Source organism: Rhodococcus sp. W8901, from assembly GCF_013348805.1.
Classification (GTDB): Bacteria; Actinomycetota; Actinomycetes; order Mycobacteriales; family Mycobacteriaceae; genus Prescottella.
The window spans coordinates 3177191-3193208 of the sequence record NZ_CP054690.1 but is presented as its reverse complement, the minus strand read 5'-3'; the positions used below and the strand labels follow the sequence as shown (position 1 = coordinate 3193208).

General features: G+C 68.6%; 12 protein-coding genes. 11 read left to right on the top strand and 1 reads right to left on the bottom strand.

Annotated elements, in window-relative coordinates:
• Nucleotides 1-2 precede the first annotated feature (2 nt).
• Nucleotides 3-461, bottom strand: coding sequence for a peroxiredoxin (locus HUN07_RS15000; RefSeq protein WP_174910623.1), 459 nt, complete (start codon nt 459-461; stop codon nt 3-5).
• 58 nt (nt 462-519) lie between these two features.
• Between HUN07_RS15000 and HUN07_RS14995 the strand changes: the two genes are divergently transcribed.
• From HUN07_RS14995 to HUN07_RS14945, 11 genes are all read left to right on the top strand, one after another.
• Complete coding sequence (locus tag HUN07_RS14995) at nt 520-2121, top strand: anthranilate synthase component I (protein ID WP_174910620.1); 1602 nt, start codon at nt 520-522, stop codon at nt 2119-2121.
• The gene (locus HUN07_RS14990) at nt 2114-2848 is read left to right on the top strand and encodes a TIGR02234 family membrane protein (protein ID WP_174910617.1); all 735 of its coding nucleotides are present in this window, start codon (nt 2114-2116) and stop codon (nt 2846-2848) included. Before HUN07_RS14995 ends, HUN07_RS14990 begins: the two co-directional genes overlap by 8 nt.
• Before the next feature lie 79 nt (nt 2849-2927).
• Nucleotides 2928-3737, top strand: coding sequence for an indole-3-glycerol phosphate synthase TrpC (gene trpC / locus HUN07_RS14985; RefSeq protein ID WP_174910614.1), 810 nt, complete (start codon nt 2928-2930; stop codon nt 3735-3737).
• Between the two features lie 61 nt (nt 3738-3798).
• Nucleotides 3799-5118 carry a tryptophan synthase subunit beta gene (gene trpB / locus HUN07_RS14980; protein WP_114722814.1) on the top strand — a complete coding sequence of 440 codons (1320 nt, stop codon included), beginning with the start codon at nt 3799-3801 and terminating at the stop codon, nt 5116-5118.
• A complete protein-coding gene (gene trpA / locus HUN07_RS14975; protein WP_114722815.1) occupies nt 5115-5918 on the top strand; it encodes a tryptophan synthase subunit alpha in 804 nt (267 codons plus the stop codon). Before trpB ends, trpA begins: the two co-directional genes overlap by 4 nt.
• A gap of 5 nt (nt 5919-5923) precedes the next feature.
• Nucleotides 5924-6919 carry a prolipoprotein diacylglyceryl transferase gene (lgt, locus tag HUN07_RS14970; protein ID WP_254622521.1) on the top strand — a complete coding sequence of 332 codons (996 nt, stop codon included), beginning with the start codon at nt 5924-5926 and terminating at the stop codon, nt 6917-6919.
• Nucleotides 6916-7185, top strand: a complete 270-nt coding sequence (locus HUN07_RS14965) for a hypothetical protein (RefSeq protein ID WP_441346773.1) — start codon at nt 6916-6918, stop codon at nt 7183-7185. The genes lgt and HUN07_RS14965 overlap by 4 nt, the downstream gene beginning before the upstream one ends.
• A 268-nt stretch (nt 7186-7453) precedes the next feature.
• Nucleotides 7454-12037: a glutamate synthase large subunit gene (gene gltB / locus HUN07_RS14960; RefSeq protein WP_174910611.1), complete on the top strand. Its 4584-nt coding sequence runs from the start codon at nt 7454-7456 to the stop codon at nt 12035-12037.
• On the top strand, nt 12030-13535 hold the full coding sequence (locus tag HUN07_RS14955; protein WP_174910608.1) for a glutamate synthase subunit beta: 1506 nt from the start codon (nt 12030-12032) through the stop codon (nt 13533-13535). Before gltB ends, HUN07_RS14955 begins: the two co-directional genes overlap by 8 nt.
• A 72-nt stretch (nt 13536-13607) precedes the next feature.
• Complete coding sequence (gene pyk / locus HUN07_RS14950) at nt 13608-15026, top strand: pyruvate kinase (RefSeq protein ID WP_174910605.1); 1419 nt, start codon at nt 13608-13610, stop codon at nt 15024-15026.
• Between the two features lie 9 nt (nt 15027-15035).
• Nucleotides 15036-15938 (top strand): acyl-CoA thioesterase II, encoded by a 903-nt coding sequence (locus HUN07_RS14945; RefSeq protein ID WP_174910602.1) that lies wholly within the window; start codon nt 15036-15038, stop codon nt 15936-15938.
• Nucleotides 15939-16018 lie beyond the last annotated feature (80 nt).

Below are 16018 nucleotides of genomic sequence, written 5' to 3'. Positions count from 1 at the left end.
CGTCAGGCCCGGCTGCGGACGAGCTCGAGCGCCCGGTCGGCGTGCAGGTTCGGCCGCACCTCGCTCGCGATCACCTCGAGTACCGTGCGGTCGGTGTCGATGACGAACGTGGTCCGCTTGACCGGCGTGATCTTGCCGAGCAGTCCGCGCTTGACGCCGAACCGCTCGGCGACGGTGCCGTCGACGTCGGCGAGCAGCGGGTAACCGAACGACTGCGCGCGGGAGAAGCTCGCCTGCTTGTCGACGGTGTCCCGGCTGATGCCGGCCACGACGGCCCCCGCGGCGGCGAAGTCGGCGGACAGATCCCGGAAGTGGCAGGCCTCGGCGGTGCACACGGGTGTCGATGCGGCCGGGTAGAAGAACAGCACGAGCGGTCCGCCGGCGAGCAGCGACGTCAGCGTCCGACGTGTGCCGTCCTGGTCGGGCAAGTCGAATTCGGGCGCGAGCTCACCGGGCTTCATGTGCGCCGACGCTACCCGCGGGCGCGGGCGGAATCGACGTTCCTGGGATGATGGGTGCATGCGCGGCGAGTCCACCACCATCCCAGCAGCTACCTCGGCAGTTCCCGGCGAGGCGCCCCGGCACGATTCAACCACCACTCGTGAGCAGTTCCGGGCTCTCGCGGCGGAGCATCGTGTGGTTCCCGTCATCCGAAAGGTGTTGGCGGATGCCGAGACTCCGCTGTCGGCCTACACCAAGTTGGCCGGCAGCCGGCCGGGCACCTTCCTGCTCGAGTCGGCGGAGAACGGCCGGTCGTGGTCGCGCTGGTCGTTCATCGGCGCGGGCAGTCCCGCGGCGTTGACCGTGCAGGACGGCGAGGCCGCCTGGTTCGGCAACGTCCCGGTGGGCGCTCCGTCGGGCGGTGACCCACTGGAGGCGCTGGGGCGGACCCTCGAACTGCTGCGCACCGAGCGTCTGCCCGATCTGCCGCCACTGACCGGCGGAATGGTCGGATTCCTCGGCTACGACGCCGTCCGCCGGCTCGAGCGCCTGCCCAGTCATGCCGTCGACGACCTGCAGATTCCCGAGATGGTGATGCTGCTCGCCACCGACCTGGCCGCGGTCGACCACCACGAGGGCGCGATCACCCTCATCGCCAATGCCGTCAACTGGGACGGTTCCGACGAGCGCGTGGACGCCGCGTACGACGACGCCGTCGCGCGACTGGACCGGATGACCGCTGCGCTCGCCGCGCCGGCTCACTCGACGGTCTCGACGTTCGCCCGCCCACAGCCCGACTACCGTCGCCAGCGCACTACCGAGAGCTTCGGTATCGACGTCCGCCGGCTGATCGGTGAGATCGAGGCCGGCGAGGCCTTTCAGGTGGTTCTCTCGCAGCGCTTCGAGATGGATTGCGCTGCAGAGCCGATCGACGTCTACCGGATGCTGCGGGCCTCGAACCCGAGCCCGTACATGTATCTGCTGCAGGTACCCGGCGCGGACGGGAACACCGCGTTCTCGATCGTCGGGTCGAGCCCCGAGGCGCTCGTCACCGTGAGTGAGGGTGTGGCGACCACCCACCCGATCGCGGGCACGCGGTGGCGCGGCGCCACCGAGGAGGACGACATCCTGCTCGAGAAGGACCTGCTCGCGGACGAGAAGGAGAACTCCGAGCATCTGATGCTCGTGGACCTCGGCCGCAACGACCTGGGCCGGGTGTGCGAGCCGGGCACGGTGAAGGTTCACGACTACCGCCACATCGAGCGCTACAGCCACGTGATGCACCTGGTGTCGACCGTGACCGGACGTCTGGCGGAGGGCAAGCACGCGCTGGACGCGGTGACCGCCTGCTTCCCGGCCGGCACGCTGTCGGGTGCGCCCAAGGTTCGGGCGATGGAACTGATCGACGAGCTCGAGCCGACCCGCCGCGGAATCTACGGTGGCATCGTCGGATACCTGGACTTCGCGGGCGATGCGGACACCGCGATCGCGATCCGCACCGCGTTGATCAAGGACGGCACCGCGTACGTCCAGGCGGGCGCCGGCGTGGTGGCCGACTCGGACCCCGTCTACGAGGACACCGAGGCAAGGAACAAGGCGATGGCGGTCCTGAGCGCGATCGCCGCGGCACAGACGTTGCGGTCCTTCGGGGACCGTTCGGAGGTGAACACCGGTGAGTGAGAACGAGTCCGGCGGCCGGAACTCCGGCCGCCGCGCGACCGGGGTGGCGGCGCTGCTGCTCGCGGTGGCAGCGGCGTGCCTGTGGGGCTCGTCGCGGATGACGTGGGTGACGGTGACGTCGTCCGACGGGCTGGGCGAGGATCGCGTGACGAACCTCGACGGCGGCACGTGGGCCGCCGCGACCACACCGCTGGCGCTCGCGCTGGTCGCGGCGATCGCGGCCGCGTTCGCGGTGCGCGGGTGGCTCGTGCGGGTGCTGGGCCTGCTGGTCGCGGTCGTCGCGGTGGTCGCCGCGATTCCCGCGATCGGCCTGCTGACCCGTGGTGCGTCCGACGAGAAGGCTGCGGACATTGCCGGATTCGAGCGGGTCGCCACGCAGGTGACGGCGACCGAGGTCACCGCCCTGCCCGCGGTGCTGGTGCTGGTGGGCTCGGTGGTCGCACTGGCGGCAGCCTTCGCGCTCATCCGGAAACCGGCTGCGACGGGCGGACTCTCGTCCAAGTACGACAGCCCGGCGGCCCGCCGCGACGCTGCCGCCAAGCGCGGCGCCGTCGACAAGACGGACGAGCCGCAGACGCAGCGCATGCTCTGGGATGCGCTCGATGCCGGCGAGGACCCCACCGTCGACGACGGTGACAGGGCTGCCGGTGCTGGTGAGTCAAGCCCTTCGGCGACGGATGTGAGCAAGGACACCGGCCAGTCGGGTACCCGCCGGGAGACCGAATAACCCCGACCTCTAGGCTGAGTCAAGATCCGATGAGGTACCTCACACATCGGTTGACATGCCGGAAAGGACTCGAGCCACGATGACCGTTCTCGACTCGATTCTCGACGGGGTGCGCGCCGATGTCGCCGCCCGCGAAGCCGTTCTCGACCTGGCCGCCGTCAAGGCTGCCGCTGCCGCAGCGCCTCCCGCGCTGGATGCCGCCGCGGCCCTGCGCGCCCCGGGCATCGGCGTCATCGCGGAGGTGAAGCGCGCTAGCCCGTCGAAGGGTGCACTCGCCGACATCCCGGATCCTGCCGTGCTCGCGTCTGCGTACGAGGCCGGTGGGGCGCGGATGATCAGCGTGCTCACCGAGGAGCGTCGCTTCCATGGTTCGCTCGCGGACCTCGACGCTGTTCGCCGGGCCGTGAACATCCCGATCCTGCGCAAGGACTTCATTGTCGGCCCCTACCAGATCCACGAGGCGCGTGCGCACGGCGCGGACGTCATCCTGCTGATTGTCGCGGCCCTCGAGCAGCATGTGCTCGCGTCGCTGCTCGACCGCACCGAGTCGCTCGGGATGACCGCGCTGGTCGAGGTCCACACCGAGGCCGAGGCGGACCGCGCACTCGAGGCCGGCGCCAGCGTCATCGGCGTCAACGCGCGCAATCTCAAGACCCTCGAGGTCGACATGGACACGTTCGGGCGGATCGCTCCGGGCCTGCCCACGAATGTCGTCAAGATCGCCGAGTCCGGCGTCCGCGGCACCGCCGACCTGCTGGCGTACGCGGGTGCCGGCGCGGACGCGGTCCTCGTCGGCGAAGGTCTGGTGACCAGCGGCGACCCGAGGACCGCTGTTTCCGATCTGGTCACGGCGGGCGCGCACCCGTCGTGCCCCAAGCCGGCTCGCTGAGTCGTCGGCCGCCAGCGGACCCGACCACTCGTTCTCGTCGGGGTTGGGGCAGACTGGGGACGTGAGTTCACGCAATGAGGCCCTCGTCTCCAAGGGCGGGAATCTGCCCCCCGCCAGCGCCGGTCTGACCGAGCGCTCCACCCACGAGCCCGATCCCGGCGGCCACTGGGGTGTGTACGGCGGACGTCATGTCCCCGAGGCGCTGATGGCGGTGATCGAGGAGGTCACCGCCGAGTACGACAAGGCCCGCGGGGACGACTCGTTCCTGGACGAGCTGGATCGGCTGCAGCGCGACTACACCGGTCGCCCGTCCCCGGTCTTCGAGGCCACTCGGCTGCGCGAGTTCGCCGGTGGGGCCCGCATCGTGCTCAAGCGGGAAGATCTGAACCACACCGGATCTCACAAGATCAACAATGTGCTCGGGCAGGTACTGCTTGCCAAGCGCATGGGTAAGACCCGGATCATCGCGGAGACCGGTGCCGGCCAGCACGGTGTGGCGACGGCGACCGCGTGTGCGCTGCTCGGTCTCGAGTGCATCGTCTACATGGGTGCCGTCGACACCGCCCGGCAGGCGCTCAACGTGGCCCGGATGCGTCTGCTCGGCGCCGAGGTCGTGTCGGTCGAGACCGGATCGGCGACGCTGAAGGACGCGATCAACGAGGCGTTGCGCGACTGGGTCACCAACGCTGATCGGACCTACTACTGCTTCGGCACCGCGGCCGGTCCGCACCCCTTCCCGATGATCGTGCGCGACTTCCAGCGCATCGTCGGTCTCGAGGCGCGCGCACAGGTGCAGACGCTGACGGGCAGGCTGCCGGACGCCGTCGTGGCGTGTGTCGGCGGTGGCTCGAACGCGATCGGCATCTTCCATGCGTTCATCGACGATCCGGCGGTCAAGCTGGTCGGCTACGAGGCCGCCGGCGACGGCGTCGAGACCGGTCGGCATGCAGCCACCTTCGCCGGCGGCACCCCGGGCGCCTTCCAGGGCGCGTACTCGTACCTGCTGCAGGACGAGGACGGCCAGACCATCGAGTCGCATTCGATCTCGGCCGGCCTCGACTACCCGGGTGTCGGACCCGAGCACGCCTACCTCAAGGACACCGGTCGGGCGTCGTACGAGCCGATCACCGACGCCGAGGCGATGGACGCGCTGCTGCTGCTCTCGCGACGCGAGGGCATCATCCCGGCGATCGAGTCGGCGCACGCGGTGGCGGGCGCGCTGAAGCTGGGTCGTGAACTGGGCGACGGGGCGATCATCGTCGTGAGCCTGTCCGGCCGCGGCGACAAGGACATGGACACCGCGGCGCAGTGGTTCGGCCTGTTCGACAAGGACACCGCTGCCGACGCCGCCGATTCGAGCAAGGAAGGTACGGCCAAGTGAACCAGCGAGATTCACGCCTGGCGCCCACGTTCGCGAAATGTCGCGAGGAGAACCGCGCCGCGCTCGTCGGCTACCTGCCGGCCGGTTACCCGGACGTCGCCGCGTCGATCGACGTCTACAAGACGATGGTGGACGCCGGCTGCGACATCATCGAGGTCGGCATCGCGTACTCCGATCCGGTGATGGACGGCCCGACCATCCAGTCGGCTGCCGAGACCGCGCTGCGCAACGGAGTGCGCGTGCGTGACGTGTTCACCGTGGTCGAGCAGATTGCGTCGGTGGGCGGCAACGCGGTCGTCATGACGTACTGGAACCCGGTACTCCAGTACGGCGTCGACCGGTTCTCGCGCGACCTCGCGAACGCGGGTGGCCTCGGGTTGATCACCCCGAACCTGATCCCCGAGGAGGCCGGTGAGTGGATGGAGGCCTCCGAGGAGCATCACCTGGACCGGATCTTCCTCGTTGCGCCGTCCTCTACCGAGGAGCGGCTGGCGATGACCCTAGAGGCGAGCAGCGGGTTCATCTACGCGGCGTCGACGATGGGCGTGACCGGTGCGCGTGACGCGGTGTCGTCGATGGCGCCGGAACTCACCGCCCGGATCCGTGCCCACTCGGACATCCCGGTCGGTGTCGGCCTCGGCGTCCGGTCGGGCGCGCAGGCCGCCGAGATCGCGGCGTACGCGGACGCGGTCATCGTCGGATCCGCCATCGTCTCCGCGGTGGAGCAGGGCCTGGGTGCGGTCCGCGCCCTCACCACGGAACTCGCGGAGGGCGTGCGCTCGGCTACCGTGGCCCAGTGACTTCGATGGCGACTTCGACGCAATTTCTCGCGTACATCCCCAGCCCACCGCAGGGGGTGTGGTACGTCGGACCGCTGGCCCTGCGTGCCTACGCGCTCTGCATCATCGTCGGCATCGTCGTGGCGATCGTGTGGGGCGACCGGCGATGGGTGGCGCGCGGCGGTGAGAAGGGCACGGTCCTCGACATCGCCGTCTGGGCGGTGCCGTTCGGTTTGATCGGTGGCCGGCTCTACCACGTCATGACGGACTGGCCGACGTACTTCGGTGCCGGCGGGAACCCCGTCGACGCGCTGAAGATCTGGCAGGGCGGCCTCGGCATCTGGGGTGCCGTGGCCCTCGGCGCCGTCGGTGCGTGGATCGGTTGCCGACGCCGGGGCATCCCGCTGCCGGCGCTGGGCGACGCGATCGCGCCCGGCATAATCCTGGCGCAGGCCATCGGCCGACTCGGCAACTGGTTCAACCAGGAGCTGTACGGCCGCGAGACGACGGTCCCGTGGGGTCTCGAGATCTACGAGCGCACGGATGCCGCGGGACGGGTCGACACGCTCAACGGTGCATCCAACGGCGTCGTGATGCAGGTGGTTCACCCGACGTTCCTCTACGAACTGGTCTGGAACCTGCTGATCGTCGTGCTGCTAGTCGTGGTGGACCGCAGGTTCAAGATCGGTCACGGCCGGCTGTTCGCGCTCTACGTGGCGGGATACTGCGCGGGCCGTTTCTGGATCGAGCTGATGCGGTCGGATCACGCGTCCGAGATCCTGGGCATCCGGGTGAACTCGTTCACGTCGGCCCTCGTGTTCGCAGGCGCCGTCGCCTACTTCGTTCTGGCGAAGAAGGGGCGTGAGAATCCGGAGGATCTGCAACCGCGCAGCAGTCGCACCGACCGAACGGTCGGAGCCGCGGCGCCCGCAGTCGATGAGGACTCCGTCACGAGTCCCGATCACACCGACCGCGACCGCAGCGACAGCGACAGCACCGACAGCGGAAGGGAGAAGAAATGACTGAACCCACCGAGTTCGACGACGGGTTGGTCGAACCCACTTCGCCGCCGGAGTTCGGCGCGCCTTTCGATTACGACGCGACAGCCGACGCCTCCATGACGGAGTCGACGTCGGGCACCTCGGCGGTTCCGCCGTCCGGAAGCGGAGCGGCCGGACCGGGCTGGGACACCTTCTCCGGGGTCGGTAACGGCCCGGGGTGGGGAGCCGGGCCGAGCTATCCGCCCCCGCCCGGCGATCTCGAGCCGACCGAGTCCGACCGGACCTGACGTACTCGAACCACACCGCCCGTGCCGATATCGGCACGGGCGGTGTGGCTTTTTCGGCATCGCTTCGGGTGGCGATGGCGCGGTAAACTGACCCGGCCGGGTGTGGAACTCGGCAACCTTCACGGGTCGACAGCAATGCCGGTGGACCCCGATCAACGCAGTCAGCACCCGTAGTCGGCGACCCCCATGAGGGAGTCGCCCGAGAAGTGCGTGATGCGCGAACAGGTGGTCGCGGTCGGGACGTACGTGGCCGGTGTGGAGGTGTTCGGTGCTGTTTTCTCGGCAACCAGATTCCGGTGGCCTCTACGTTTCCGATCGCGAATCGGATTCGTGCGGCGTCGCGATGGTCGCCGATGTCGAGGGCCGCCGTTCGCACGCGATCATCGCCGACGCGCTGCTCGCCCTCGAGAACCTCGAGCATCGTGGTGCTGCGGGCACAGAGGTCAACAGCGGCGACGGAGCGGGGATTCTCATCCAGCTGCCCGGCGACTTTCTGCGTGAGCTGTCCGATTTCGAGCTGCCTGCGCCGGCGCCGGACGGATCCTCGACGTTCGCCGCCGGAATCTGCTTCCTCCCCATAGAGGCCGACCTGCGCGCGGCAGCGCGACGTCGGGTGGAGGCGATCGCCGAGCGCGAGGATGTCGAGATCCTCGGTTGGCACGACGTCCGGGTGGACCCGATCGGGGCCGACATCGGCGCGACGGCCCGGTCCTGCATGCCGTACATGACGTATCTCTTCGTGTCCGCGCCGCCGGTGAACGGCGTCCGACCCGCTGGGCTCGAGCTGGATCGGCGGGTGTACGGGCTGCGTAAGCGTGCCGAGCTGGTGACGCCGGAGGTCGAACAGGCCGGGACCGGTGTGTACTTCCCATCGCTGTCGAGTCGGACGATGACGTTCAAGGGCATGCTGACCACGGAGCAGCTCGGGTTGTACTTTTCCGATCTGCGGGACCGTCGCATTTCGAGCGCGATCGCCATCGTGCACAGTCGGTTCTCGACCAACACGTTTCCGTCCTGGCCTCTGGCGCACCCGTTCCGGTATGTCGCGCACAATGGGGAGATCAACACCGTGCGCGGGAACCGGAACCGGATGCGTGCGCGGGAGGCGATGCTGCGCAGCAATCGCATCCCGGGTGATCTCGAACGCCTGTACCCGATCTGCACGCCCGAGGCGTCCGATTCGGCGTCGTTCGACGAGGTCTTGGAGCTGCTGCACCTGGGTGGCCGGTCGCTGCCGCATGCGGTGTCGATGATGATCCCGGAGGCGTGGGAGAACCACACCGCGATGAGTGACGACCGTCGCGCCTTCTACCAGTTCCACGCGTCCTTGATGGAGCCGTGGGACGGGCCCGCCTGCATTACGTTCACCGACGGCACCGTCGTCGGCGCCCTGCTCGACCGCAACGGCCTCCGCCCGGGACGGTGGTGGCACACCACCGACGGGCGCGTCGTGCTCGCCAGCGAGAGCGGGGTGCTGCCGATACCCCAGTCGGATGTGATCGCGAAGGGACGACTCGAGCCGGGGGTGATGTTCCTGGTCGACACCGCCGGCGGCCGCATCGTGCCCGACGACGAGATCAAGTCACAGCTCGCGGGCCAGCGGCCCTACCGGGAGTGGCTCCACGCCGGCCTGCTCGAGTTGCGCTCGCTCCCGAGCCGGGGGCGTATCCCGCACGACCACGAGTCGGTCGTGCGGCGACAGCAGGCGTTCGGGTACACAGAGGAAGAGGAACGTGTTCTGCTCGCGCCGATGGCGACGTCGGGCGGAGAACCTCTCGGATCGATGGGCACCGACACTCCGGTAGCGGTGCTCTCGCAGCGTCCGCGGCTGCTGTACGACTACTTCGTCGAGATGTTCGCGCAGGTCACCAACCCGCCGCTGGACGCTATCCGCGAGGAGATCGTCACGTCGCTGCGGCGAGTGATGGGCCCGGAGCAGAACCTCCTCGAGCCGACGGCGGCGTCGTGTCGCCAGCTCGTTCTGTCGTGGCCCGTCCTCGACAACGACGAACTCGGCAAGATCATCGACATCAACGCCGACGGCGACTGCCCGGGGTTCGCGGCGACCGTCCTGCGGGCGCTGTACAGCGCCGACAGCGGCGGAGCGGGCATGGCCGAGGCGATCGAGGACCTGCGGGCGGCGGCCAGTGCCGCCATCGCGAACGGTTATCGGACACTGGTGATCTCCGATCGCGACTCCGATCACCTCCGGGCACCGATCCCGTCGCTGCTTGCCGTGTCCGCGGTCCACCACCACCTGGTGCGAACCAAGGAACGCACCAAGGTCGCGCTCGTGGTCGAGACCGGCGACGCCCGGGAGGTACACCACATCGCGTTGCTGATCGGGTTCGGCGCGGCGGCGGTCAACCCCTATCTCGCGATGGAGACGATCGAGGACCTCGTGGCAGAGGGGGAACTGACCGGCGTGGAATCCTCCGTCGCAGTGCGCAACTACCTCACGGCACTCGGCAAGGGCGTCCTGAAGGTGATGTCGAAGATGGGGATCTCTACCGTCGGGTCGTACACCGCCGCACAGGTTTTCGAGGCGATCGGTCTGTCCCACGACGTGGTCGACGAGTACTTCACCGCCACGGTCAGCCGCCTCGGTGGGGTCGGTCTGGACGTGCTCGCGCGGGAGGTGGAGCTGCGGCACCGGCAGGCGTACCCGGAGAGCCCCTCGGCGCAGGTTCACCGCCGGCTCGACGTGGGCGGCATCTACCAGTACCGCCGCGACGGCGAACTGCACCTGTTCACACCGGAGACGGTGTTCCTGCTGCAGCACGCGACCCGAACGGGCCGGGCCGACGTGTTCGAGCGGTACAGCGCGGAGGTGGACCGCCTCTCGGCGGAGGGCGGCACCCTGCGCGGACTGTTCGAGTTCCGTCGTGGACTGCGACCGCCCGTCCCGCTCGACGAGGTCGAACCGGCCGAGGCCATCTTCACCCGCTTCAACACCGGCGCCATGAGCTATGGCTCGATCTCGGCGGAGGCGCACGAGACCATCGCCGTCGCGATGAACCGGATCGGCGGGCGGTCGAATTCCGGGGAGGGCGGCGAGGACGTCGACAGGCTGCACGACCCGCGGCGGCGGAGCGCCGTCAAACAGGTCGCGAGCGGGCGATTCGGCGTGACCAGCGACTACCTCGTCAACGCGACCGACGTCCAGATCAAGATGGCGCAGGGCGCCAAGCCGGGAGAGGGCGGGCAGTTGCCCGCGTACAAGGTGTATCCGTGGATCGCGCGGACCCGGCACTCGACGCCCGGCGTGGGGCTGATCTCGCCGCCGCCACACCACGACATCTACTCGATCGAGGACCTGGCCCAGCTGATCCACGATCTGAAGAACGCGAACGAGCAGGCTCGTGTGCATGTCAAGCTGGTCAGCTCCGTCGGGGTCGGCACGGTTGCCGCCGGTGTCAGCAAGGCGCACGCCGACGTCGTACTGATCTCCGGTCACGACGGCGGTACCGGTGCGTCCCCGCTGACGTCGCTCGAACACGCCGGGCTGCCGTGGGAGATCGGGCTCGCCGATGCGCAGCAGACGCTGGTGCTCAACGGATTACGTGACCGGATCACGATGCAGTGCGACGGCGGCCTGCGCACCGCGCGGGACGTCGTGGTGGCGATGCTGCTCGGCGCGGAGGAGTACGGATTCTCCACGGCGCCGCTGATCGCGGCGGGCTGCATCATGATGCGGGTGTGCCACCTCGACACCTGCCCGGTGGGGGTGGCGACGCAGAATCCCGAGTTGCGCAAGCGGTTCACCGGCAAACCCGAATTCGTCGAGGACTTCTTCCGATTCGTGGCCGAGGGCGTGCGCCGGTACCTCGCCGAGTTGGGCTTCCGCAGTGTCGACGAGGCGGTGGGGCATCCGGAGATCCTCGAGACCGCGGTCGGGGTGGCGCACTGGAAGAGCCGGGGACTGGACCTGAGCCCGATCTTCGCCACGACCGAGTCGCTGCCCGGTGTCGGCATTCCCCAACGGCGGTGCATGCGTGCGCAGGACCACGGACTCGACCTCGCGCTGGACCGCACGCTCATCCAGTTGGCCGAGGGTGCCCTCGAGGATGCGCTACCGGTGCGGTTGGAGCTGCCGGTTCGCAACGTCAACCGGACGGTCGGGACGCTTCTGGGGTCGGAGGTCACCCGACGCTACGGTGCTGCCGGTCTGCCCGACGACACCATCCGGGTCCAGTTGGAGGGATCCGCCGGTCAATCGTTGGGTGCGTTCCTGCCGCCGGGAATCACGATCGACCTCGTCGGCGACGCCAACGACTATGTCGGCAAGGGGCTCTCGGGTGGTCGCGTCGTGATTCGGCCCGCGGACGACGTGCTGTTCCTGCCGGAGACCCAGGTGATCGCGGGCAACACGCTCCTCTACGGGGCGACGGCGGGTGAGGCGTACCTGCGGGGGCGGGTGGGCGAGCGGTTCTGTGTGCGGAACTCGGGTGCGGTGGCGGTCGCCGAGGGTGTCGGCGATCACGCGTGCGAGTACATGACCGGGGGCCGGGTCGTGGTGCTCGGGCCGATCGGCCGGAACCTCGCCGCGGGCATGTCGGGCGGGATCGCCTTCGTCCTGGACGCTGATCTGTCGAAGATCAACCCGGCGATGGTGACGTTGCAGGCGCCGAACGGTGACGATCTCCAATGGCTGCGGGTGGTGGTGGAGCAGCATCTGCGGTGGACGGGTTCCGCGGTGGCGGCGTCGGTGCTGGCGGACTGGCCACGGCGGTCGGCGCTGTTCACCAAGGTGATGCCCGTCGACTACCAGCGGGTGCTCGAGGCGACCCGGATGGCGCGGGCCGAGGGGCTGGACGTCGATACCGCGATCATGGAGGCGGCACGTGGCTGATCCACAGGGTTTCCTACACGTCACCAAGCAGGAGGCGCGCAAGCGTCCGGTGGAAGAACGTGTCCACGACTGGCGCGAGGTGTACGAGTCGCAGTCGGCCGAGGAGCGTGCCCGGGAGGTGTCCGAGCAGGCCAGTCGGTGCATGGACTGCGGGATCCCGTTCTGTCACTCCGGGAGTGCCGGGTGCCCCCTGGGGAACTTGATTCCCGAGTGGAACGACCTGGTTCGCCGAGGTCGCTGGGGTGCGGCGGCAGACCGGTTGCACGCGACCAACAACTTCCCGGAGTTCACCGGACGGGTGTGCCCGGCACCCTGCGAGGCCGCGTGCGTCCTCTCGCTCGCCGACACCCACACCACCGGCAGCGTCACGATCAAGCGGATCGAGCAGGCCATTGCCGACGCCGCCTGGGAGAAGGGTGCGGTGGGGCCGGTCCTGTCGGCCATCGGTACCGGCCGACATATCGCCGTCGTCGGTTCGGGCCCCGCGGGACTTGCTGCTGCGCAACAACTAACTCGTGTCGGGCACGAGGTGACCGTGTACGAGCGCGACGACCGACTCGGCGGGCTGCTGCGGTACGGGATACCCGAGTTCAAGCTCGAGAAGGCGATGGTGGACCAGAGGCTGACCCAGATGAGAGTGGAGGGAACGCATTTCGTCACCGAGGTCGAGGTGGGTATCGACTTGCCGGTGTCCGCGCTGCGGGAACGGTACGAGGCGGTCGTGCTCGCGACGGGCGCACTGCAGGCGCGCGACAACCGCGACGTCGTGGGCCGGGAGCTGGACGGCGTGCACCTGGCGATGGAGTATCTCGTCGCCTCCAACCATGAGTGCGAGGGTGACGGGCCGACGCCGATCAGCGCGCGTGGCAAGCACGTGGTGATCATCGGTGGTGGTGACACCGGAGCCGACTGCCTCGGGACCGCGCACCGGCAGGGCGCGCTGTCGGTCACCCAGCTCGACTATCACCCGGCCCTACCGACCGAACGGGACGAATCCTCCACGCCGTGGCCGGCATGGCCGATGGTGCTGCGCACGTCCCCGGCGCACGCGGAAGGCGGTGTGCGCCGGTACGAGGTCGCGGTTCAGCGATTCCTCGGTGACGCCGACGGGCGCGTGCGGTCGATGATCCTGGCGGAGGTACGGCTGGGGCGCGACGAATCGGGGCAGAGGGTGATTCGTCCGGTCGGTGAGGTGATCGAACTTCCTTGCGACCTAGCGCTTTTCGCGATCGGCTTCGAGGGTGCCGAATACGGCCCGTTGCTCGACGATCTCGACCTCGGTACCAACCGGCGGGGTTCGCTCTCGTGTGGATCCGATTGGCAGACCGCGACGCCCGGTGTGTTCGTGTGCGGCGACGCGCACCGGGGGGCCTCGCTGGTGGTGTGGGCCATCGCGGAGGGGCGGTCCGCAGCACGGGGCGTCGACGCCTATCTGACCGGGAGTTCGGAGCTGCCCGCTCCCGTGCATCCGACTGCGCTCCCGCTGACCGTCGTCTGACGCTCATCTGGACGTCACGGGGCGTTCTCCTGCCGAATAGAGTTCGTTCCTCGCATTGACTAGGCTTTGCTCGTGACCCGACGCACGAAGATTGTCTGCACACTTGGCCCTGCGACTGCTACCGGCGACCGCGTACGTGAACTCGTCGAGAGCGGGATGGACGTAGCGCGACTGAACTTCAGCCACGGCGAACATTCCGATCATGAGGACAACTACCGACGGGTGCGTGAGGCGTCCGAAGCAACGGGACGCGCGGTCGGCATCCTCGCCGACCTGCAGGGACCGAAGATCCGCCTCGGCCGGTTCGTCGAGGGCAAGACGTACTGGGCGACTGGGGAACAGATCCGGATCACGGTCGAGGACTGCGAGGGCACGCACGACCGTGTCTCGACGACGTACAAGCAGCTCGCGCAGGACGCGCAGCCCGGAGACCGGTTACTCGTCGACGACGGCAAGGTCGGCCTGGTGGTCGAGGCCGTCGAGGTCGACGACGTCGTCTGCCGTGTCACCGAGGGCGGCCCGGTCAGCAACAACAAGGGCGTGTCGCTGCCCGGCATGAACGTGTCGGTGCCGGCAATGTCCGAGAAGGACATCGAGGATCTCGAGTTCGCGCTGTCGCTGGGCGTCGACTTCATCGCGCTGTCGTTCGTGCGCTCGCCGGCCGATGTCGAGCTGGTACACGCCGTGATGGATCGGGTCGGCCGCCGCGTCCCGGTCATCGCGAAGCTCGAGAAGCCCGAGGCGATCGAGAACCTCGAGGCCGTCGTGCTGGCGTTCGATGCCGTCATGGTTGCCCGCGGCGACCTGGGCGTCGAACTGCCGCTCGAGCAGGTTCCGCTGGTGCAGAAGCGCGCCATCCAGATCGCGCGTGAGAACGCGAAGCCGGTGATCGTCGCCACACAGATGCTCGAATCCATGATCGAGAACTCGCGGCCCACTCGCGCCGAGGCGTCGGATGTCGCGAATGCGGTGCTCGACGGCGCGGACGCGGTGATGCTCTCGGGCGAGACGTCGGTCGGCAAGTACGTGATGGAGACGGTGCAGACGATGGCCCGGATCCTCGAGGCCGTCGAGACCGATCCGGCGCGCGTCCCGCCGCTCACGCATGTGCCCCGCACCAAGCGCGGTGTCATCTCCTACGGTGCCCGTGACATCGGTGAGCGTCTCGATGCGAAGGCGCTGGTGGCGTTCACGCAGTCCGGTGACACGGTCCGCCGGTTGGCGCGCCTGCACTCGCCGCTTCCGCTGCTGGCGTTCACACCGCTCGAAGCGGTGCGCCGCCAGTTGGCGCTGTCGTGGGGCACCGAGACGTTCATCGTCGAGGCGGTCGCCTCGACCGATCAGATGTTCACGCAGGTCGACCACGCGCTGCTCTCACTCGGTCGCTACAACAAGGGTGACCTCGTGGTCATCGTCGCCGGCTCGCCGCCCGGCACAGTAGGCTCGACCAACCTGATCCACGTGCACCGGATCGGGGAGGAAGACCACTAGAAGGGGGCAATGCGGGTGACCGACGCGGGGGCAGGGGTACGTCCGACGAGATCGGCCGATCTGGAGACGCTGTTGGCGTTGCTGGATCTCGAGCAGATCGGCGAGGACACCTACCTCGGTCGGCATCCCGCGCAGGTCGGCAGCCGCACGTTCGGTGGCCAGTTGGTGTCGCAGGCGTTGGTCGCGGCTGGGCGGACGGTCGAGGGAGACCGTCCGATCCACGCGATCAACGCCCACTTCATCCGCGGTGGTGACGTCAAGGCGCCGATCGAGTACCGCGTCGACCGACATCGCGACGGGAGGGCGTTCGCGAACCGTCAGGTCACCGCGTACCAGGACGGCAACGTGCTGTTCTCGATGTTCGCCGCGTTCCAGGACTGGGGCAAGGGCCTCGAGCACAGCGTCGACATCCCCGACGTCGCCGGTCCGGAGTCCCTGCCGTCGATCGGGGAACACCTCGTCGGGTACGAGGACCGGCTTCGGATGTTCGTCGATGCGCTCAAGCCGATGGAGATGCGCTACGCCAACGACCCGACGTGGGTGCTCAAGGGCACCGGCGAGCGACTCAACCACAACCGGGTGTGGATGCGGGCCGACGGGGAGTTGCCTGACGAGTCGTGGGCGCACACCGCGGCGCTGGCGTACTCGTCGGACACCACGGTGCTGGACTCGATTCTCACCACCCACGGACTGTCGTGGGGTCTGGACCGCATCGTCGCCGCGACGGTCAACCATTCGATCTGGTTCCATCGCCCGTTCCGCTTCGACCAGTGGGCGCTGTATGCGACCGAATCGCCGGTTGCGGCCGGTTCGCGAGGTCTGGCGACCGGTCGGTTCTTCGCGAGCGACGGGCAGTTGATTGCAACTGTCGTGCAGGAAGGCGTCATTCGGCACTTTCCGGCCCGGCGCTGAGCCGGTTCGGTCATGAGCCTCCTCGGTCATCGCGGGGGCGGATAGAATTCTGGTTCTCGATTCACGGCACGCCATCCCTG

Bases quoted from the DNA above. Each gene is read 5' to 3' on its own strand.
- HUN07_RS15000 (WP_174910623.1), bottom strand. From the start codon at position 461: ATGAAGCCCGGTGAGCTCGCGCCCGAATTCGACTTGCCCGACCAGGAC.
- HUN07_RS14995 (WP_174910620.1), top strand. From the start codon at position 520: ATGCGCGGCGAGTCCACCACCATCCCAGCAGCTACCTCGGCAGTTCCC.
- trpC (WP_174910614.1), top strand. From the start codon at position 2,928: ATGACCGTTCTCGACTCGATTCTCGACGGGGTGCGCGCCGATGTCGCC.
- lgt (WP_254622521.1), top strand. From the start codon at position 5,924: ATGGCGACTTCGACGCAATTTCTCGCGTACATCCCCAGCCCACCGCAG.
- HUN07_RS14965 (WP_441346773.1), top strand. From the start codon at position 6,916: ATGACTGAACCCACCGAGTTCGACGACGGGTTGGTCGAACCCACTTCG.
- HUN07_RS14945 (WP_174910602.1), top strand. From the start codon at position 15,036: ATGCGGGTGACCGACGCGGGGGCAGGGGTACGTCCGACGAGATCGGCC.